Source organism: Salinispora goodfellowii (assembly GCF_059570675.1).
In genome coordinates, this window is record NZ_JCANTD010000034.1 from 1 (window position 1) to 18,965 (window position 18,965).

An 18,965-nucleotide genomic window follows, 5' to 3' on the forward strand; every position below is an offset into this window, starting at 1 on the left:
CACGGTGGAGCAGATCACCGACCCCGCCTACTCCACCACCGCCTTCCTGGACGGATTGAAGCAGGTCAAGGGCTGGCAGGACCTGCCGTTGACCGAGGCCGCGCAGAAGGTGCAGGTGTCGGCGTACCCGTTCCACTACGCCCAGTGGGAAACCCAGGCCGCCGACCTCGTCGCCGAACACTGGACCAGCTGACCCCACCGACACCCACAAACAAACCCCACCCACAGACCTAACCCACACCAGGGGGAAAGAAACTGTTGGCCGGCACCCCGAACCGGGTGCCGGCCAACAGCGCCTTCGGCGGTTTCTGACCGGATTCTGCCTCTGCGGCGCCGGCCAGCATCGGTTAGCGTTCCGGCATGCCCGTCGCGGTTGTCACCGACTCCACCGCCTACCTTCCCACTGGGTTGCTGGCCAGTCACCAGCTAACGGTGGTGCCCCTGACCGTCGTGCTCAACGGCGTGGAAGGACGCGAGGGGGTGGAGACCTTTCCCGCTGACGCTACCCAGGCATTGAGCGGGCGGCGGGTGTCAGTCAGTACCTCCCGGCCGGCCCCAGCGCAGTTTGTGCACACGTACCGTCGCATTCTCGACGGCGGCGTCGACGGCATCGTCTCGGTGCACCTGTCCGCGGGGCTCTCCGGCACGGTCGAGTCCGCGCGCCTGGCCGCCGCGGAGTTCGGTGACCGAGTGGCGGTGGTGGACAGCTGCTCCTGCGGCATGGGCACCGGATTCCCCGCGGTGGCCGCAGCCGAAGCTGCGGCCACCGGTGCCGACCTGGCCGCGGTTCACGCTGCCGCCCAGCGGGCCGTAGCGCGGACCACCATCTACTTCTACGTCGACACGCTGGAGTTCCTCCGTCGGGGCGGGCGGATCAACGCCGCTTCGGCGCTGTTCGGCACTGCTCTCTCGGTGAAGCCGATCATGTACATGCGGGATGGCGTGATCGTCCTCCGGGACCGGGTGCGAACCGCCAGTCGGGGCGTCGCCCGGCTGGTGGACCTCGCTGTCGAGGCCGCCGGGGATGCCGACGTTGACCTGGCTCTGCATCACCTCGCCGCGCCGCAGCGCGTCGAGGCACTCCAGGTGGCGTTGGCGGCGCGGTTCGGTGACCGCCTGCGGAGCACGTACGTCTCCGAGGCCGGTGCGGTGGTCGCCGCGCATGCGGGGCCCGGCCTGGCCGGCGTGGTCGTGCATCGCCGCCCGCCTACCGACGGCTGACCCGGCACACTGCTGTTCCGACTGGTGTTGGACGCAGCACGTCCGGCCGCTGCTGCCGCTCTGGCGGAACGGCTGTTGGAGGCGCGATCTGTAGCACGCCGAGGCCATGGTCAGGGGGCTGTCCACAGGCGCGTTCTCATCCACAGCGGAGCCTTGTGCGGAGGGCGTTCATTCCGTCCGTTGGCCTAGCGTCGCGCCGTGTCATACGACGAGGAGAGGGCGGTCCGGGAGCGCCTGCATCGAGTGCTGCCGGCAGGCGAGCTGTCCGGTGCCGGCCCGCCGAGGGCGGCGGCCCCGACGGCGGTGACGCGACCGACGGTGGCGCCGCGACCGACGGTGGCGCCGCGACCGGCGGCGCCGGACGGTCCGCGGCGCACCCTGCAGGACGGGGCGGAGGGGGAGGCGGTGTCGTCCGCCCAACCGGACGGAGACCCATCGAGTCGGGTCCTGTCGGGGCCGGGCGCTTTCGATCCGGGGCGGCGTGGGGTGCGGGCTTTGGCTCTCGTCGCTGTGCTGGTGGTGCTCGGGGCGGGCTTCTGGGCGTGGCAGTCCCGGCCTCAGGTCGAGCCGGTCGCAGCGGTGACGCCGGTCGTTCCGTCCGCCTCCGTTGACCCGACGGAGGCGGACGGTGAGCTGGTGGTGGCGGTCGCCGGTAAGGTCCGCCGACCGGGACTTGTCCGGGTGCCGGCCGGTGCCCGGGTCGCCGACGCGGTGCAGGCGGCCGGAGGGGCGCTGCCCGGCGTCGATGTCGCTCTGTTCAATCCGGCCCGGAAGGTAGCCGATGGGGAACTCATCCTGATCGGTGTCACCGCGCCACCGGGGGTGGCCGCCGCCGGTGAGGCGGCGGGAGCGGTGCTCGGCGGCAAGGTCAACCTCAACACCGCCACCCTGGCGCAGCTCGACACGTTGCCCGGAGTGGGCCCGGTGCTCGCGCAACGCATCCTCGACCACCGTGAAGAGCATGGCGGCTTCCGGTCGGTCAGCGACCTGCGCCAGGTTGGCGGCATCGGCGACACCCGGTACGAGCAGCTCAAGGACCTGGTGACGGTGTGAGAAGCCACTGGGACGGGCAGCGCCCCGGGCCCGCTCCGCGGGCAGCTGCGCCAACCGCATCCGGAGCCCGCCCTGCCTACCCGGGACGTTCCGCCCCTGGTACGCCCGCCGACCCGCCGGACCTGCGGCTGGCTGGCTTGGCCGTCGCCGCGTGGCTGGCCGCGCTGGCCGGCCTGTACCTGCCCGCCAGGGCGTCGCTGCTCGTCGCCGCGATCGCCGCTGTGGTGGCCGCCGCAGGTGGGGTCTATCTGTCCGGACTTCTCGGCCGGCTGCCGGCATCCATCCGCCGGTACGGCTGGACGGCCATCGCCGTCTTGCTCGGGGTGGTGTGCGGAGCGGGCGTCACCGCCGCCCGGGTAGCCGTGCGGGACGCCACCCCGGTGCATGCCCTCGTCGAGGAGCGGGCCACCGTAACCGTCGACCTGGTCGTCCGGGACGATCCGCGGCTGGTCCGGTCTGGTTCTGGGCGACCCGCCACGTTCCTGGTGGCAGCGGAGTCGACCCGCATCACCGGTCTCGACGGGCATCGGGTCGAGGCGCGGGTCCGGATGCTGGTCCTCGCTACCGACCCGGCCTGGCGAGCGCTGCTGCCGGGGCAGCGGCTGACCGCCGAAGGTCGGCTCGCTGCTCCGCGGGGCGGCGATCTGACCGCGGCGGTCCTCTGGTCGACCCGGCCCCCGGTCCCACACGGGTCGCCGCCGGGCTTGCAGCGTGCCGCCGGCACGCTCCGCGCTGGCCTCCAGGAAGCCTGCGAGCCGCTACCGGACGAGCAGGGCGGCCTGCTGCCCGGCCTGGTGGTGGGCGACACGAGTCGGCTGCCCGATTCGGTGCGGGAGGATTTTCTCGACACCGGGATGACCCACCTGACAGCGGTATCTGGATCCAACGTCGCGATCGTCGTTGGTGCGGTGTTGCTGCTCGCTCGTTGGGGGCGGGCGGGTCCCTGGCTCGCCGCGGGGCTCTGTGTGGTCGCGTTGGTCGGGTTCGTGATCTTGGTGCGTCCGTCGCCGAGTGTGGTGCGGGCGGCGGCGATGGGTGCGATCGGGCTGGCCGCGCTCGCTGTGGGTCGGCCGCGGGCGGCGTTGCCGGCTTTGGCTGCGGCGGTGACTGTGCTGGTGCTTGTCGATCCTGAGCTGGCGGGGGATTTCGGTTTCGCGCTCTCTGTGCTCGCTACGGGTGGGTTGCTGTTGTTGGCTCCGCGGTGGCGGGATGCGTTACGTCGTCGTCGGGTGCCGCCGGGGGTTGCTGAGGCGCTGGCGGTGCCGGCTGCGGCACAGGTGGCCTGCGCGCCGGTGGTCGCGGGGATCTCGGGCACGGTCAGCCTGGTCGCGGTGCCGGCGAATCTGTTGGTGGCGCCAGCGATCGCGCCGGCAACGGTGCTCGGGGTTGTGGCGGCGGCGCTGTCGCCGCTGTGGCCGGCGGGTGCCGAGTTTCTGGCCTGGCTGGCCAGTTGGCCGGCGTGGTGGTTGGTCACCGTGGCGCACTACGGGGCGCGGGCGCCGGCGGGGGCGCTGCCCTGGCCGGCGGGGGCTGGGGGTGCGTTACTGCTGGCGGGGTTGACTCTGGCGTTGCTGGTGGCGGTCCGTCGCCGGGTGGTGCGGCGGCTGGTGGCGGTGATCGCGGTTGCGGCCGTGCTCGGTGCCCTGCCGGTGCGGCTGGTGGCTGCTGGTTGGCCACCGGCCGGTTGGGTGGTTGTGGCGTGCGCGGTCGGTCAGGGTGATGCGCTGGTCCTGTCGGCTGGTCCGGGGCAGGGGGTGGTGGTGGACGCTGGGGCGGAGCCGGGGGTGGTGGACCGTTGCCTACGCCGGTTGGGCGTCCGGGAGGTGCCGCTGCTGGTGATCAGCCACTTCCATCACGATCATGTGGGTGGCGTGGCCGGTGTCTTCCGGGGACGGCGGGTCGCGGCGGTGCTCGCTCCGTCGTGGCCGGAGCCGGCGTTCGGCCGGGGCCTGGTCCAGGTTGCGGCGGCGGCGGGTTCCGTCGAAATGACTTCCGCGCCGGCCGGCTGGGGCTATCGGGCTGGCGCCGTGGAGTTGACCGTGATCGGTCCACCGGTTCCGTTGCGGGGTACCCGTTCCGATCCGAACAACAACTCGCTGGTCTTGCTGGCCATCGTCAACGGGGTGCGGATCCTGCTGACCGGAGACGCCGAGGTCGAGGAGCAGCAGGCACTGCTCGACCATGCGCCGGCTGGTGGCCTCCGTGCGCACGTGTTGAAGGTCGCCCATCACGGTTCGGCGTATCAGGACCCGGCCTTTCTGGACGCGGTCCGTCCGTTGGTCGCGGTGGTTCCGGTCGGCCGGGAGAACACCTACGGGCATCCGGATGCGTCGCTGTTGGGTCGGCTTGCCCGCGGCGGTGCGCGGGTCCTCCGTACCGACCTTGATGGGGATGTGGCGGTGGTGACCCGACCGTCCGGGTTGGCCGTCGTCACCCGCGGTGCCGAGGATCCGACCAGGCGCTAGCCACCTACGTCAATCCTCTGGTCGACCTGGGCCCCGGTCCCGCCAGACATGGCAGCGCAGCCCACGGCCGGGGCGGGAACCCCGCCCCTGCCGTGAATCCGTCCCTAAGGGGCCGATATGCCGGCTACTGGCGCGCTGGCGTCGTCCCACACAACCGCGTCCGGGTTGTCTAGCCAGATCCGGTGTTCCCCGGTGCTGGTGACGGTCAGCCGGCTTGGCATGGCGCTCCGCCGACTGCGCGATAGCGCCGAGATGACCTTGGAGCAGGCGTCCGAGGCTGCCGGTGTCTCTGCTCCCTACGTCAGCCGGATCGAGCGTGCGCAAGTTGCCGCAACGGTGAAGGTGATCAAGGTCCTTCTTGGTGCGGACGGCGCTGACGAGCAGATTTCGGCAGAACTGCTAGAGATCGCCGGCGAGGCGGGTCGGCGCGGTTGGTGGCATAGGTACCGTCGGGACAACCTCATCCCGCCGGAGTACGCGGCACTGATCCAGTTCGAGGCAACTGCATCCTTGGTCGCGATGACCCACCGGTCATCTCCGTCGTGATCGACGAGGCGGTGATTCGCCGCAACGTGGGAGGCGTCGATGTCATGCGTCAGCAACTGCTGCATGTCGCCGACTTGGCCGGTCGTCCGAACGTCGACTTCCAGGTGGTCCCTTCTCCGAGGGTGCCTACGCTGGAACCAGCCCGTTCGTGTCCTGAGCTTCGAGGGGGAGGACGACGTCATCTACCTCGAAACCATGGCTGGCAACATCTACCCTGAAAGCGAGACATCGTACTATAAAGACACGTTCGTGCGGATACAGCAAGATGCGCTCAGCAAGGATAGATCACTCGATCTCATCACGAAAGCGGCAGAGGGATCCAGATGACTAAGTTGGGGCCGGAGTGGCGCAAATCCGGCCGTTCAGATAGTAACGGCAACTGCGTGGAACTTCGAGACAGTGCCGGGGGGTGGAGATGCGTGACTCCAAGGACCCGAGCGGGCCGGTCCTCGGGTTCGACTACGACGCGTTTGCCGCCTTCACGGATGACGTGAAGGCAGGACGGTTCAGCCTGTGAGGTAGCTGGCGAGCTGGCCCGCAGCCCAGCTCTGGACGGACGGCGACTCCCGCTCGTGTGGGGGTCGCTGCGTGCGTTTTGGTAGCTTTCGCCGCCGGGGGTGACTTCGATGACGGCAGCGCTGGTGTGGGTGTTGGGGATGTGTGTGAGGTAGCGGGTGTCAACGCCGGCCTGGGTGAGGGCGGTGTGGATTTGGGACGGGGGTGGTCAGTGGTGATCCAAAGGTGGTGCGTCCTGGACTGGCACGGCGGGGGACGTGAGTGGTGAGGTCGATGTTGGCCCGACCGACGAAGGCGACGTCGAAGGGGCGAACGGCAGGGGGCATGCCGGTGCTGCTGCGGCGGCGGTGAGGGCGGCATGGAGTTCCGCTACTGCGGGTGTGGCGGTCCCGCCGGCCGGGCTGGTCCCGGGCAGCGCTGCCATCCGGCTTCCGGGCACCGCTTGCAGGAGTGTACGGCGACTGAGGCGGGCCCCTGCCCGCGCGATCGTCGTGTGCAACGCCGCGGTACTGCTGTCCTCCGGGAGCTGAGAGCCCACCAGGCGCTAGCTATGTCAGTTTTCAAGGTGAAACAGACGTAAAAGTCGGGATTTGCGCTGAGTGCGGGCTCTGACATCGGAGGGCGGACGACCGGGCTGGCGTGCTCGGCCGACCATGCGAATATGGGCGGCGTGACCGCCGCCAGCCTCGCTCCGATTCTGCTCGTCCTCGGTGACGAGGAACTTCTCGCTACTCGCGCGGTCACCGAGGCGGTCGCCCAGAGCCGGAGGGTGGATCCGGAGGTGGACGTCCGCGAGTATCAAGCCGGCTCCCTCACCGTCGGTGAGATCGCGGAGATGCTCAGTCCGTCGCTTTTCGGCGGACGGCGGCTGCTGATCCTGCGGTCCGGCCAGGACGCGCGGAAGGATCTGGCGGCAGCCCTCCTCGCTTACGCGAAGAATCCCGACCCCGAGGTGCAGCTGGTCGTGCTTCACCTCGGTGCGGCCAAGGGCAAGGCGTTCGCGGACGGGCTGAAGGCGGCCGGCGCGACCGTGGTGCCGGCTGCCCGGCTGAGGGGGCACCGGGAGCGGGTGGCGTTCGTCCGGGACGAGTTTCGGCGGGCCGGTGGCCGGTGTACCGACTCCGCCGCCGAGGCGCTCATCGCGGCGGTCGGTAATGACCTGCGCGAACTCGCCGCCGCCTGCTCGCAGTTGATGGCCGACACCGACGGGAAGATCAGCCCGGAGACGGTGGCCCGGTACTACCGGGGGCGGGTCGAGGTGTCTGGCTTCACCGTCGCCGATGCGACGATGGTGGGCGACGTGCCGGCTGCGCTGGAGGCGCTGCGTTGGGCGCTGCACGTCGGCGTTGACCCGGTGCCAATTGCTGATGCGCTCGCCGACGGCGTGCGTACCGTGGCCCGGGTCGCCTCCGCGGGGCGGGGGAGCCCCTACCAACTGGCGAGCACCCTCGGCATGCCGGCCTGGAAGATTGAGCGGGCGCAGCGGCAGAGCCGCGGTTGGACGCCGGAGGGTCTGGTGCAGGCCATGCGGGCCGCGGCCGAGTGTAACGCGGCCGTGAAGGGGGGCTCGGACGACCGGGCGTACGCGTTGGAGCGGGCCGTCTTCTCGGTGGCAGCGGCGCGGCAGGGTGGCGCCCGGTGACGGGACCGAGGTCATGGGCCATCCTGACGGCGGAGGAGGAGCGCTACCGGCCGTTGTACGCGCGCCTGCTGGGGCTGCGGTTCGTCAACCCGGGTGGGGTGCTTTGTTTCGTCTTCTTCGAGGGGGCCGTCGCGCTGGCGGCGCTACTGGCGCTCGCCGAACTGGTCAGCTGGTGGTCGGTGCTGGTGCTGCCGGCGATGGTCGCGGTGATGGTTAAGATCAACGATGTGGTGGCGGCGCGGGTCGTCCGCTCCGCGGCGCTCGTGCCTGACCAGGAGCGGGACCGCTTCCGCTGCCAGATGGAGCCGGTGGTCGGCACCGCGCGGGTTGGCTGGATCCGGCACAGCGTGCCCGGCGTCGTCGTCTCGTCCGCCCCGGAGCGTCCCGGGGAGCTGACTTCGGCGGCAGCGCGGGAGTTGCCCACGGCCGGAGCGACCGTCAGGCGTCGCGTGACTCCAGCCGAAGGGACACCGAGTTCACACAGCGCCCCGGCCGAACGCTGACCTCGGCAGCACGACCGTTGCCCCGGGTGGTAGCAGGATAGGCGTGCGGCGGGCAGCACAAACCCCCGGACCGGATCGGGCCGGGGGTTTGTGCTGAACTGGCTGGGTCAGGCGGAGAACGACGCCACGCGCTTGGCGATAGCCGACTTACGGTTCGCAGCCTGGTTGGCGTGGATAACGCCCTTGCTGGCGGCCTTGTCCAGCTTGCGGGCGGCATCGCGCATGAGAACCGTCGCCTTCTCCACGTCGCCGGTCTCGGCGGCCTCCTGGAATTTGCGGATGGCGGTCTTCAGCGACGACTTGACCGACTTGTTACGCAGCCGGCGCTTCTCGTTCTGCCGGTTGCGCTTGATCTGGGACTTGATGTTCGCCACGCGACAGCCTCGTCTGATAGCTCGGGTTGGTCTGCATCCGCGCGGCGAGCATGCGTCATCGTCGCGCGAAGTGCCAGGCTACCAGGTCGCTCGGGCAGCGCAAAAGTTGCCTCCGGGCCACCCGCCGGAGGCGGTGCGACTGGCAGCGGAGCTCTGCGCCCGGCGGAGCTCTGCGCCCGGCGGAGCTCTGCGCCCGGCGGGGTTCAGCTCCAGCCCTGCCGGCGGGCGAGCCAGTCGAGCGCGTACTCGCCGCTGCGGCGTTGGTGGGCCGCGAGCTGCTCGGTCGCGGTCTCCGGAACCGTGGCTGCGGTGGTGAGGAAGTAGCCGGCAAGCGCCGCCAGCGTGACATCCAGGGCATCCGGCGGGGCCTCGGCGGTAGCCGGGTGGGCCGCGAAGGCGGTGTCCAGCCAGTCGGTGGTCAGGGCGGGCGTTGGTCCGACGGTGATCTTCGGGAAGGGGGAGCTCGCTGGTTCGGCCGGGGAGCTTGCGCCGCCGGTGCCGGCCAACGCTGCGACGGTGACCTCCTGTTGCTCCACGGCATGTCCCCCGAGGAGGAGCGTGACCAGGTCGAACCAGGCCGGACCGCGGCAGAGCCAGGTCCAGTCACAGAACCACACCTGCCCGTGCGAGGTGAGTAGCACGTTGTCTGGACGCAGGTCCCCGTGGATCAATCCGGACGCCGGGGCGAGGTACCCCGGTAGCCGGGACTCGAGCCCGACCAGTTCGGGTAGCCGCTGCTCGAGCCCGGCCGGCAGCGGCGGAGGGGCCTCCCGGCCTGCTGCCACGTCACCCCAGCAGAGGATGTCGGCTTGGGCCAGGTCGGCCAGGTGCGGTGGGTTGAGCGCGGCGAGGTCGCTGGGCGGTGGGTCCAGGGCGGCGGCGACCTCCGCGTACGCGGTCAGGGTGGTGGTCAGCTCCGACGGCTCCCACGGGCGCCCGGGCGGATAGCCGTCAACCACGTCGAGGGCGACGGCGAACCAGCCGGACTCCGCCAGGGTCCAGCGGGTTCGGGGTGCCGCCAGCCCGGGCGGGAGCCGGTCGAGGACCGTCGCCTCCCGCCAGTACCAGTTGGCCAGGTGGGAGTCGCGGGGCGCGGCCTTGACGAAGACCCGGCCGCCGTGGGCTGCGGACAGCACCCCGGCGAAGCCACGGGTGAAGCCGGTGGTCGCGGTACGGGTCGCGACCACCGGGGCGCCGAGGCGGTCGGCGAGGGCTGCCCGCAAACCCACTGGCAGGTCGGACCAGCCGGGCCGGCGGGTGGTCCCGGGATGCGGGGGTGAACTCGGCATCCTTCCAGTGTCGTACGGGTCCGCGAGTCCACCAGGCAAAGCAGGCAGTGTGTCGACGAACGAAACGGCGGGTGTCACCGGCCAGCGATGATCGGGTGACTTCGAGAAGGTCGTCGCACACTCCTGGTCGGCGGGTTCGGGAGTTGTCGCACGGTCCCGGTCGGCGGGTTCTGGAAGACTGCCGGGTCATGCGGACCGACGACTTCTGGCAGCTGGTTGACCAGGCCCGGGTAGGGGGTGGGGGTGACCCGGACGCGGTCGCCGTTCGGGCCGTGGCCCTGCTCGCGGCGCGGGAGCCGGAGGAGATCCTCGGATACACGCGTCATCAGGCCCGGGTGCTGGCCGCCTCGCACCGGGTTGACCTCTGGGGCGCGGCGTACCTGATCAACGGCGGGATCTCCGACGACGGCTTCCACGACTTCCGTGGCTGGCTGATGACCCAGGGGCGCGAGGTGTTCGCGGATGCCGTCGCCGAGCCGGACTCGCTGGCCGACCTGCCGCTGGTACGGACCGCGTCGTTGTCGGGTGAGGAGTTCGCCTGCGCCCGAATGCTGGCGGTGCCGTGGGAGGCGTACCGGAAGGCGACCGCGACCGAGCTGCCGGCGGACCGGGACCCGGTTCCGGCGCCGGACCTGAACGACTTCTGGGATTTCGACGACGCGGACGAGGCCCGCCGCCGGCTCCCGAAGCTCGCCGCCCTCTTTGTCGAGCCACCGGGCGAATAGTCCAGTGACCAGCGATTCGTCGGGCTGCCGGGCGGACCGGCCGGCCTGCCGCTGAACCGGCCCGGTTCGTCGCCAGGGTGCGCTCGGGTTTGCCCGCGCAGCGGACCCGCGGGCGTGGCGTGGGAGCATTAGCGGGGGCCGGTGCCGCGCCGGCTCGCTCCACGTCAGTCGACCAGAACGGACCGCTGTGCCACCGACGCTCGATTCCGGCGCGAACACTCCTGGTGCCACCGAACCGGCGCGTATCCGGAACTTCTGCATCATCGCCCACATCGATCATGGGAAGTCGACCCTGGCCGACCGGATGTTGCAGCTCACCGGTGTGGTCGACCCCCGACAGATGCGGGCGCAATACCTCGATCGGATGGACATCGAGCGGGAGCGCGGGATCACCATCAAGAGTCAGGCCGTCCGGATGCCGTGGGCGATTCGGGAGGGGGAACGGGCCGGCGAGAGCGCCGTGCTCAACATGATCGACACCCCCGGGCACGTCGACTTCAGCTACGAGGTCTCCCGCTCCCTGGCGGCCTGCGAGGGCGCGATCCTGCTGGTGGACGCCGCCCAGGGCATCGAGGCGCAGACCCTGGCCAACCTCTACCTGGCGCTCGAGAACGATCTGCACATCATCCCGGTACTCAACAAGATCGACCTGCCGGCGGCGCAGCCGGAGAAGTACGCCGAGGAACTGGCCCACCTGATCGGTGGCGATCCGGCGGACTGCATCCGGGTCTCCGGCAAGACCGGCGAGGGCGTGCCACACCTGCTCGACGAGATCGTCCGGCAGTTCACCCCGCCGGTCGGTGTGGCGGAGTCGTCGGCCCGAGCAATGATCTTCGACTCGGTGTACGACGTCTACCGCGGCGTGGTCACCTACGTCCGGGTGGTTGACGGGCAGATCAACGCCCGGGACCGGATCAAGATGATGTCCACCGGTGCGGTTCACGAGCTGCTGGAGATCGGGGTGATCTCCCCAGAGATGGTCAAGGCGGACGCCCTCGGCGTCGGCGAGGTCGGATATCTGATCACCGGCGTGAAGGATGTCCGGCAGTCCCGGGTCGGTGACACCGTCACCATCAACGCGCGGCCGGCGGAGGAGCCCCTCGGCGGGTACAAGGACCCGAAGCCGATGGTCTACTCCGGCCTCTACCCGATCGACGGGTCGGACTACCCGAACCTGCGGGACGCGTTGGACAAGCTCAAACTCAATGACGCGGCGCTGACCTACGAGCCGGAGACCTCCGGTGCGCTCGGTTTCGGCTTTCGCTGCGGCTTCCTCGGCCTGTTACACCTGGAGATCATCCGGGAGCGGCTGGAGCGGGAGTTCAACCTCGACCTGATCTCCACCGCGCCGAACGTGGTCTACCGGGCCATCAACGAGGACGGCGAGGAGGTTGTGGTCACCAACCCGAGCGAGTACCCGACCGGCAAGATCGCCGAAGTGTACGAGCCGGTGGTGCGCGCCACGGTGTTGACCCCGAACGACTTCGTCGGCGCGATCATGGAGCTCTGCCAGGGCCGTCGGGGCACGCTGCTCGGCATGGACTACCTCTCCGCCGACCGGGTGGAGCTGCGTTACACGCTGCCGCTGGCGGAGATTATTTTCGACTTCTTCGACCAGCTCAAGAGCCGCACCAAGGGGTACGCGTCGTTGGACTACGAGCCCTCGGGCGAGCAGGCCTCCGACCTGGTCAAGGTGGACATCCTGCTGCACGGTGAGCCGGTGGACGCGTTCAGCGCGATCGTGCACAAGGACAAGGCGTACGCCTACGGCACCACCATCGCCGCGAAGCTGCGCTCCCTGATCCCCCGCCAACAGTTCGAGGTGCCCATCCAGGCGGCGATCGGCAGTCGGGTGATCGCCCGGGAGACGATCCGCGCGATCCGCAAGGACGTCCTGGCGAAGTGCTACGGCGGTGACATCAGCCGCAAGCGCAAGCTGCTGGAGAAGCAGAAGGAGGGCAAGAAGCGGATGAAGATGGTGGGCCGGGTCGAGGTGCCGCAGGAGGCGTTCATCGCCGCGCTCTCCTCGGACTCCGGTGGCGGTGGCGGTGGCGGCAAGACGTCCGGTAAGAAATAGCCGAGGCTCGGGCTGACCCAGGGCGGCCGCCCTGGGTGCCCGCGTCCCTCGGTCCGGTTGGCCTCAGGAGGCGTCGAGGACCTCTGCGACCACCCGGGTGGGGCTCTGGTTGCCGGTTGTCGGGTCCCAGACGCCCTCCTCCGCGGTCCACCGTAGCCCTTGGAAGTGGACTAGTTGGACCCCGTTGTCCTGGGCGTGGGACACCAGCCAGTGCGCGTACCGCCAGCCGCCCTGCTCGTCGTCCACCGTCACGGTCAGCCGGGTCGGGCCGGCCGCTGCGGCTTCGGGGGCGAGCCCCCAGTCCAGGGTGAGCCCCTGGGCCAGCGCCGCGGTCGCCGCGGCCCCGCGGTGCTGCGGATCGTCGTTGACGGCGCAGGCCACCGCTCCGCTGGCCTGACCGAGCAGGGCCCGGCTCAGCACCTCCGACTCGTCGGCCCACTTCTGGTATGCCTCCGGGAAGGCCGAGCGCTGCACCGTCTGGGCGGCGTCGGTCACCCGCATCTCCTCCCAGTCGCGCACCTTCGCCAGCGCGGCGTAGAAGGTGTTCGTCGCGTACCGCGGGTCCCGGATCTCGGCTGGCGAGCCCCAGCCCTGGCTGGGCCGTTGCTGGAACAGGCCCACCGAGTCCCGGTCGCCGCCGGCCAGGTTGCGCAGCCCCGACTCCTGGTACGCGGTCGCTAGCGCCACCACGACCGCCCGTTCCGGCATGCCGCGCTGCGCCCCGATGGCCGCGATCGTCGCCGCGTTGGCCATCTGGCCGGCATCCAGCTCCACCTGGCCGTCCGCCTGCACCGTGCAGCTCCGTCCGGCGAACGGGAACCGAATCCCGTCCGCTATATGCCGGAAGGTGACGAAGAGCCCGACCACGGCGACGAGCGCCAGAACGATGCCAGTCGCTACGACTGCCCGAGTCCGCACCTGCACCCCCTGTTTGATGAGTCCGACAAGCGTAAGCCCCGGGTGCCCAGTGAGCCGCGGCCAGCCGGGGTGGCGCTGCCCGGGCGTTCGGTCGGTTCGGCTGCCGATCGGTCGCGGCGGCGGTGGGCGTCAGCCTTCCCGTGCTGCGCCGGCCAGAAACCCGGGGCTTTTCTCCGTGCCGAGCCTGGAGAAACCCCGGGGGCTACCGCCGGTGCGGGCCGGGCCAGGAACCGGGCTACTGGCCCGGCACCCAGCTCGCTGGCCGCTTCTCCCGGAACGCCGACACGCCCTCCAGCCCCTCCGCGGAGAGAAAGTAGCCGGTGGAGAGGGCGGCCAGGTCGGCGAGCTCGCCCCGCAGATCGGTCGCGGTGGGGCGGCGGAGCAGCTGTTTCGCCCCGGCCAGTGCGCCGGGTGCGCCCCGGACCAGCGAATCGCAGTAACGGGCGACGACGGCGTCCAACTCCGCCAGCGGCACCGCCGTGGTGACCAGACCGACTTCGGCGGCCCGCTGCCCGTCGAAGGTGTCCCCGGTCAGGTAGAGCTCGGCCGCGGCGCGGGGCCGCAGTCGGGGCAGCACCGTCGCCGAGATCACCGCCGGGATCACCCCGATTCGGACCTCGGTGAAGGCGAACGTCGCCTCCTGGGCGCAGATCGCCAGATCGGCCGCGGCGACCAGGCCCAGCCCGCCGGCCCGTGCTGGCCCGGCCACCCGCGCCACCACCGGTTTTGGGCATTCCGACACGGCCGCGAGCACGTCGCCGAGCATCCCGGCCGGCACCGTGCCACTGGCGTACGCGGCGGCGGTCTCCTTCAGGTCGGCGCCGGAGCAGAAGACGGGCCCGGCGTGGTCCAGCACGACCGCGCGTACGGCGTCGTCGGCGACCGCCGCGGCGAGTCCGTCGAGCAACTGGGTCATCAGCGGGGTGGAGAGCGCGTTGCGGTTGTGCGGGCTGTTCAGGGTGAGGGTGGTCACCCCGCCGGCCGTGGCGGCCCGCACCAGCGCGTCGGGAGAGGTCATGCGGGCACACTAGTGGCCATGCCCGGTGTCCTACCAGAAGGCGAGCGCATCCCGGTGGATGGATCGCTGCCCACAACCGCCCTGACCTCGGTGGGAACGCGGGGGTTCGGCGTGTACGTACACGTCCCCTTCTGTGCCAGCCGGTGCGGGTACTGCGACTTCAACACCTATACGGCCGCCGAGTTGGGGGGTGGCGCCAGTCGGGAGGAGTACGCCGACACCGTACTCGCCGAACTCGCGCTGGCCGCCCGGGTGCTGCGCGGGAACCCTCCGCCCCGGGTCGACACGGTCTTCGTCGGCGGTGGCACCCCCACCCTGCTGCCCGCGGCGGCCCTCGCCCGGATCCTCGACGGCATCGATCGCACCTGGGGGTTGGCCGCCGACGCGGAGATCACCACGGAGGCCAACCCGGAGTCGGTCACCCCGCGATCTCTCGCCGCGCTGCGGACCGCCGGCTACACGAGGATCTCGCTGGGTATGCAGTCCGCCTCGCCCGGAGTGCTCGCGATCCTGGACCGGCGGCACAGCGCCGGCCGGGCCGTCGCCGCCGCCCGGGAGGCCCGGGAGGCCGGGTTCGACCACGTCAACCTGGACCTGATCTACGGGACGCCGGGGGAGAGCGCGGCCGACTTCGCCGCCTCGCTCGACGAGGTGGTCGCCGCGGGAGTGGACCACGTCAGCGCGTACTCGCTGATCGTGGAGGAGGGGACCCGGCTCGCGGCCCAGGTGCGGCGGGGCGAGTTGGCGCAGCCCTCCGACGACGTCGCCGCGGACCGTTACCTGGCCGCGGAGGCGGCCCTCGACGCCGCCGGGTTCTCCTGGTACGAGGTCTCCAACTGGGCGCGGACCCCAGCTGCCCGGTGCCGGCACAACCTCTTGTACTGGACTGGCGGCGACTGGTGGGGCCTCGGCCCGGGGGCACACAGCCACATCGGCGGGGTGCGTTGGTGGAACGTCAAACACCCCACGGCGTACGCGCAACGGCTTGCGGCGGGGGCGTCGCCGGGCTTGGCCCGGGAGGTGCTTACCGCCGACGAGGCGCACCTGGAGGACGTCATGCTGCGGCTCCGGCTCGCCGCGGGCCTGCCGCTGGACGTGTTGGACCCCGCCGGTCGTGCCGGCGCCGACCGGGCCCGGGCAGCGGGTCTGCTCGCCGCGGCGGCGTACGGCGACGGTCGGGCGGTGTTGACCCGGCGCGGTCGCCTGCTCGCGGACGCGGTGGTGCGGGACCTGCTCGGTTGATCGGCGGCCTCCGGTCCTCGTCGGCCCAGTGCCCACGAACCACCTATATCCGGCCATCCGGTCAGTATGGGCAGGTCGGATGACTGGTCGGTGCCGGCGTGGACCGCGACGGCGAACGGACCGGGCAACAGCGGAGCCGGCCCGGCCGGAACCCGTTCAGACGGGATCCGGCCAGTCGGGCTTCACTTGATGAGGCTGACCGACATCGGGTAGCGGTACTGCCGGCCTTCGTTCGCCCGTAGGGCGGCGATGATTCCGAACACGATCTGCATCGCCACGACGGCGATGTTCGGCAGGAACAGCAGGCACCAGCCCAGGAAGAGCAGGACGAAGGCGATCAAGGACCAGGTGATCTGGAAGTTGAGCGCCGCTTGGGCGTGCGCGCGGACGGTTGGTGACTGGTTGCCGCGGGCCAGGTAGGCGACCAGTGGGGCGACGAACCCGAGCAGACCACCGCTGATCAGCGCGCCGACGGCGCCGCCGAGGTGTGCGCCGAGGACCCACATCCGGTCCTCGCTGTTTCCGTAACCGCCGGGTGGGCCGTACCCGCCGCCGTATCCGCCGCCGGGTGGGCCGTATCCGCCGCCGGGTGGGCCGTACCCGCCGCCGGGTGGGCCGTACCCGCCGCCGTATCCGCCGCTGGGCGGGCCGTATCCGCCGCTGGGTGGGTAGCCGGCATCGCTGGGTGGATAGCCGCCGGGCGGCGGCATGGCGCCGGGGGGTGGGTAGCTGCCCGGTGGTGGCACGCTACCCGGGTCAGATGTCCCGGGCGTCGGGGTGGTGGGGTCGTCGGGACCCGGGCCGGGTAGCCCAGGCTCTCCGCCGGTGGGAGGGCGAGGTGGTTCCGTCATGGGGTCACCGTAGGCGCAGCGGACAACGAGCCCCAGCGCGGCGCCCGGGCTGTCCAGATGATCACTTTAGGCGATCGTCGGGTCGGGCGGCAGGCCCAGCCGTGTCATTCGATGACGGTAATCGATCTTTGTTGATCATCGCGCTAGCGGGCGTGCCGACGTAGACTGGCACTCGCTAGAGTCGAGTGCCAGGAAGCGTCTCGACGGCCGACGCGCGGTGGGAGGAGGGGGAAGGATGGGTCTCGACGACCGCAAACTCGCGGTGCTGCGCGCGATCGTCGAAGACTACGTCGCCACACAGGAGCCCGTCGGCAGCAAGATGTTGGTCGAGCGCCACCAACTCGGGGTCTCCCCAGCGACCGTCCGCAACGACATGGCGGTTCTGGAGGAGGAGGGCTACATTCGGCAGCCGCACACCAGCGCCGGCCGGGTGCCCACCGACCGTGGCTATCGGCTCTTCGTGGACCGGCTGTCCCGGGTGAAGCCGCTCACCCCGGCCGAGCGCCGGGCGATCGAGCGTTTCCTGGTCGGCGCGGTTGACCTCGACGACGTGGTGCACCGCACGGTCCGGCTGTTGGCCCAGCTGACCCGGCAGGTCGCCGTCGTGCAGTACCCGTCGCTGGCCCGATCCTCGGTTCGGCACCTGGAGCTGGTGCCGGTCTCCACCACCCGGCTGATGCTTGTCATGATCGCCGATACCGGTCGGGTCGAGCAGCGGCTCGTCGAGCTACCGGGGCCGATCCCCCCTGACGACGTGATCGATCTGCGTCAGCTGGTCAACGAGAAGCTGGTCGGTACCCGGCTCGCCGACACACCGCCGCTGGTGCAGGCGTTGGTTGACGAGGTGAGCGGGGAGCTGCGACCGGCCATGGTCACCCTCTCCACCGTCCTGCTGGAGACGCTGGTCGACCGGCACGAGGAGCGCATCGCCCTCGCCGGCACCGCCAATCTCACCCGCGGTGGTCTGCTCGACTTCCAGGGGTCGTTGCGCCCCATCCTGGAGGCGCTGGAGGAGGAGGTGGTCCTCCTCAAACTCATCGGGGAGGTCGAGCCGAGCGCGATGCGCGTCCGGATCGGCGACGAGAACGAGATCGACAATCTCCGGGCTACCTCGGTGGTGAGCACCGGCTACGGACCAGGGGTGACCATCCTGGGGGGGCTCGGAGTGGTCGGGCCGACCCGGATGGACTATCCCAGCACCATCGCCACGGTTCGGGCCGTGGCGCGCTACGTGGGCGACCTGCTAGCCCAGAACTAGGTATTACCGTCCGGCCGTACCGGGCCGGCGGTCGGCGCAAGCGAGACGAACATGAGGACACCGAACGCAGTGGCCAAGGACTACTACGGCATCCTCGGCGTGAGCCGGGAAGCCTCCGACGACGAGATCAAGCGCGCCTACCGCAAGCTCGCGCGGCAGTACCACCCGGACGTGAATCCGGACGCGGCGGCGCAAGAGAAGTTCAAGGACATCAACGCCGCGTACGAGGTCCTCTCCGATGACCGGAAGCGGCAGATCGTTGACCTCGGTGGCGACCCGCTCGCCCCCGGCGGCGGGGGCGGCGGCCCGGGTGGACCCGGCGAGGCCGGTCCGTTCGTCGGCTTCCAGGACATCATGGACGCCTTCTTCGGGGGGGCCGCCGGCGGCGGCGGACGGGGGCCGCGCCCCCGCACCCGACCGGGCTCCGACGCGATCCTGCGCCTCGAACTGGACCTGCCCGAGACCGCGTTCGGCGTGGAGGCGCCGATCACGGTCGACACCGCCGTGCTCTGCACCACCTGTTCCGGTGCGGGCACCGCCGCCGGCACCCATCCGGAGACCTGCGAGGCGTGTGGCGGGCGGGGCGAGGTGCAGTCGGTGCAGCGCACCTTCCTCGGGCAGGTGGTCTCGGCCCGGCCGTGTACCGCCTGTCAGGGCCATGGCACCACGATTCCGAGCCCCTGCCCCACCTGCGCCGGGGACGGCCGGGTGCGGACCCGGCGTTCGCTGACGGTCAAGATTCCCGCCGGGGTCGAGGACGGGATGCGGATCCGACTGGCCCAGCAGGGCGAGGTGGGCCCCGGCGGTGGTACCGCCGGCGACCTCTATGTGGAGATCCACGAGCGGCCGCACGATGTCTTCTCCCGCAAGGGCGACGATCTGCACTGCCGGGTGGCGGTCCCGATGACGACGGCGGCGCTCGGCACCCGCCTGACCATCAAGACGCTGGACAGCGAGGAGCCGGTTGACGTCAAGGCCGGCACCCAGCCCGGCAGCATGCTGCGGCTTCGCGCCCGCGGCGTGCCGCATCTGCGGGGGACCGGTCGGGGTGATCTGTTCGTCCACCTGGACGTGCGGACGCCCACCAAGCTGGACGCCGATCAGGAACAGATGCTGCGCGAGTTTGCCCAGACCCGGGGCGAGGAGGTCGCCGAGCTGACCAAGCAGGGGGGCTTCTTCTCCCGGATGCGCGACGCTTTCAACGGCCACGTCTGACTCGACCTGTCCCGGTGTCCCAGGCCAGCGGCCCAGGGCACCGGGAGGGTCG

18 protein-coding genes and 2 pseudogenes are annotated in these 18,965 nt (G+C 70.9%); 15 read left to right on the plus strand and 5 right to left on the minus strand.

Translation table 11 applies throughout. From position 1 onward, the window contains the following. From T398_RS22555 to T398_RS22600, 10 genes and pseudogenes are all read left to right on the plus strand, one after another. Positions 1-193, plus strand: a pseudogene (locus tag T398_RS22555) (hypothetical protein); the annotation flags it as partial. Between the two features lie 167 nt (positions 194-360). Next, a complete protein-coding gene (locus T398_RS22560; RefSeq protein WP_496449767.1) occupies positions 361-1,221 on the plus strand; it encodes a DegV family protein in 861 nt (286 codons plus the stop codon). A gap of 198 nt (positions 1,222-1,419) precedes the next feature. Beyond that, complete coding sequence (locus T398_RS22565) at positions 1,420-2,274, plus strand: ComEA family DNA-binding protein (protein ID WP_496449769.1); 855 nt, start codon at positions 1,420-1,422, stop codon at positions 2,272-2,274. Next, on the plus strand, positions 2,271-4,739 hold the full coding sequence (locus T398_RS22570) for a ComEC/Rec2 family competence protein (RefSeq protein WP_496449771.1): 2,469 nt from the start codon (positions 2,271-2,273) through the stop codon (positions 4,737-4,739). The genes T398_RS22565 and T398_RS22570 overlap by 4 nt, the downstream gene beginning before the upstream one ends. A 192-nt stretch (positions 4,740-4,931) precedes the next feature. Continuing rightward, a complete protein-coding gene (locus T398_RS22575) occupies positions 4,932-5,285 on the plus strand; it encodes a helix-turn-helix domain-containing protein (RefSeq protein WP_496449773.1) in 354 nt (117 codons plus the stop codon). 11 nt (positions 5,286-5,296) lie between these two features. Continuing rightward, positions 5,297-5,344 (plus strand): annotated as a pseudogene (locus T398_RS22580) (hypothetical protein); the annotation flags it as partial. Positions 5,345-5,348: 4 nt separating this feature from the next. Then, positions 5,349-5,612 (plus strand): Scr1 family TA system antitoxin-like transcriptional regulator, encoded by a 264-nt coding sequence (locus tag T398_RS22585; RefSeq protein ID WP_496449775.1) that lies wholly within the window; start codon positions 5,349-5,351, stop codon positions 5,610-5,612. Positions 5,613-5,700: 88 nt separating this feature from the next. After that, a complete protein-coding gene (locus tag T398_RS22590) occupies positions 5,701-5,802 on the plus strand; it encodes a DUF397 domain-containing protein (RefSeq protein WP_496449777.1) in 102 nt (33 codons plus the stop codon). A 660-nt stretch (positions 5,803-6,462) separates the two neighbouring features. Further along, the gene (gene holA, locus T398_RS22595; RefSeq protein ID WP_496449779.1) at positions 6,463-7,443 is read left to right on the plus strand and encodes a DNA polymerase III subunit delta; all 981 of its coding nucleotides are present in this window, start codon (positions 6,463-6,465) and stop codon (positions 7,441-7,443) included. Next, entirely contained in the window at positions 7,440-7,946 is a 507-nt protein-coding gene (locus tag T398_RS22600; protein WP_496449781.1) for a hypothetical protein, read from the plus strand. The genes holA and T398_RS22600 overlap by 4 nt, the downstream gene beginning before the upstream one ends. A 107-nt stretch (positions 7,947-8,053) precedes the next feature. Here T398_RS22600 and rpsT read toward each other — a convergent pair whose 3' ends face one another. After that, the gene (gene rpsT, locus T398_RS22605) at positions 8,054-8,320 is read right to left on the minus strand and encodes a 30S ribosomal protein S20 (RefSeq protein WP_496449782.1); all 267 of its coding nucleotides are present in this window, start codon (positions 8,318-8,320) and stop codon (positions 8,054-8,056) included. A gap of 203 nt (positions 8,321-8,523) precedes the next feature. Further along, positions 8,524-9,609 carry a phosphotransferase family protein gene (locus T398_RS22610; protein WP_496449783.1) on the minus strand — a complete coding sequence of 362 codons (1,086 nt, stop codon included), beginning with the start codon at positions 9,607-9,609 and terminating at the stop codon, positions 8,524-8,526. Positions 9,610-9,797: 188 nt separating this feature from the next. Here T398_RS22610 and T398_RS22615 point away from each other — a divergent pair, with 188 nt between their 5' ends. Next, positions 9,798-10,334, plus strand: coding sequence for a DUF4240 domain-containing protein (locus T398_RS22615; RefSeq protein WP_496449785.1), 537 nt, complete (start codon positions 9,798-9,800; stop codon positions 10,332-10,334). A gap of 187 nt (positions 10,335-10,521) precedes the next feature. Continuing rightward, positions 10,522-12,411 carry a translation elongation factor 4 gene (gene lepA, locus T398_RS22620; protein WP_496449787.1) on the plus strand — a complete coding sequence of 630 codons (1,890 nt, stop codon included), beginning with the start codon at positions 10,522-10,524 and terminating at the stop codon, positions 12,409-12,411. 63 nt (positions 12,412-12,474) lie between these two features. Here lepA and T398_RS22625 read toward each other — a convergent pair whose 3' ends face one another. Further along, on the minus strand, positions 12,475-13,335 hold the full coding sequence (locus T398_RS22625; RefSeq protein WP_496449788.1) for a hypothetical protein: 861 nt from the start codon (positions 13,333-13,335) through the stop codon (positions 12,475-12,477). Positions 13,336-13,564: 229 nt separating this feature from the next. Next, a complete protein-coding gene (locus T398_RS22630) occupies positions 13,565-14,347 on the minus strand; it encodes an enoyl-CoA hydratase-related protein (protein WP_496449790.1) in 783 nt (260 codons plus the stop codon). Between the two features lie 18 nt (positions 14,348-14,365). On the opposite strand from T398_RS22630, the gene hemW reads away from it, so the two are divergent. Then, a complete protein-coding gene (gene hemW, locus T398_RS22635; RefSeq protein WP_496449792.1) occupies positions 14,366-15,589 on the plus strand; it encodes a radical SAM family heme chaperone HemW in 1,224 nt (407 codons plus the stop codon). 182 nt (positions 15,590-15,771) lie between these two features. Here the strand turns inward: hemW and T398_RS22640 are convergent, their stop codons facing one another. Further along, positions 15,772-16,440: a DUF4870 domain-containing protein gene (locus tag T398_RS22640; RefSeq protein ID WP_496449794.1), complete on the minus strand. Its 669-nt coding sequence runs from the start codon at positions 16,438-16,440 to the stop codon at positions 15,772-15,774. Between the two features lie 235 nt (positions 16,441-16,675). Between T398_RS22640 and hrcA the strand changes: the two genes are divergently transcribed. Together hrcA and dnaJ are read left to right on the plus strand one after the other, a co-directional pair. Further along, entirely contained in the window at positions 16,676-17,698 is a 1,023-nt protein-coding gene (gene hrcA, locus T398_RS22645) for a heat-inducible transcriptional repressor HrcA (RefSeq protein WP_496449796.1), read from the plus strand. A gap of 69 nt (positions 17,699-17,767) precedes the next feature. Next, positions 17,768-18,913, plus strand: coding sequence for a molecular chaperone DnaJ (gene dnaJ, locus T398_RS22650; protein ID WP_496449843.1), 1,146 nt, complete (start codon positions 17,768-17,770; stop codon positions 18,911-18,913). The last annotated feature ends 52 nt before the right edge of the window (positions 18,914-18,965 follow it).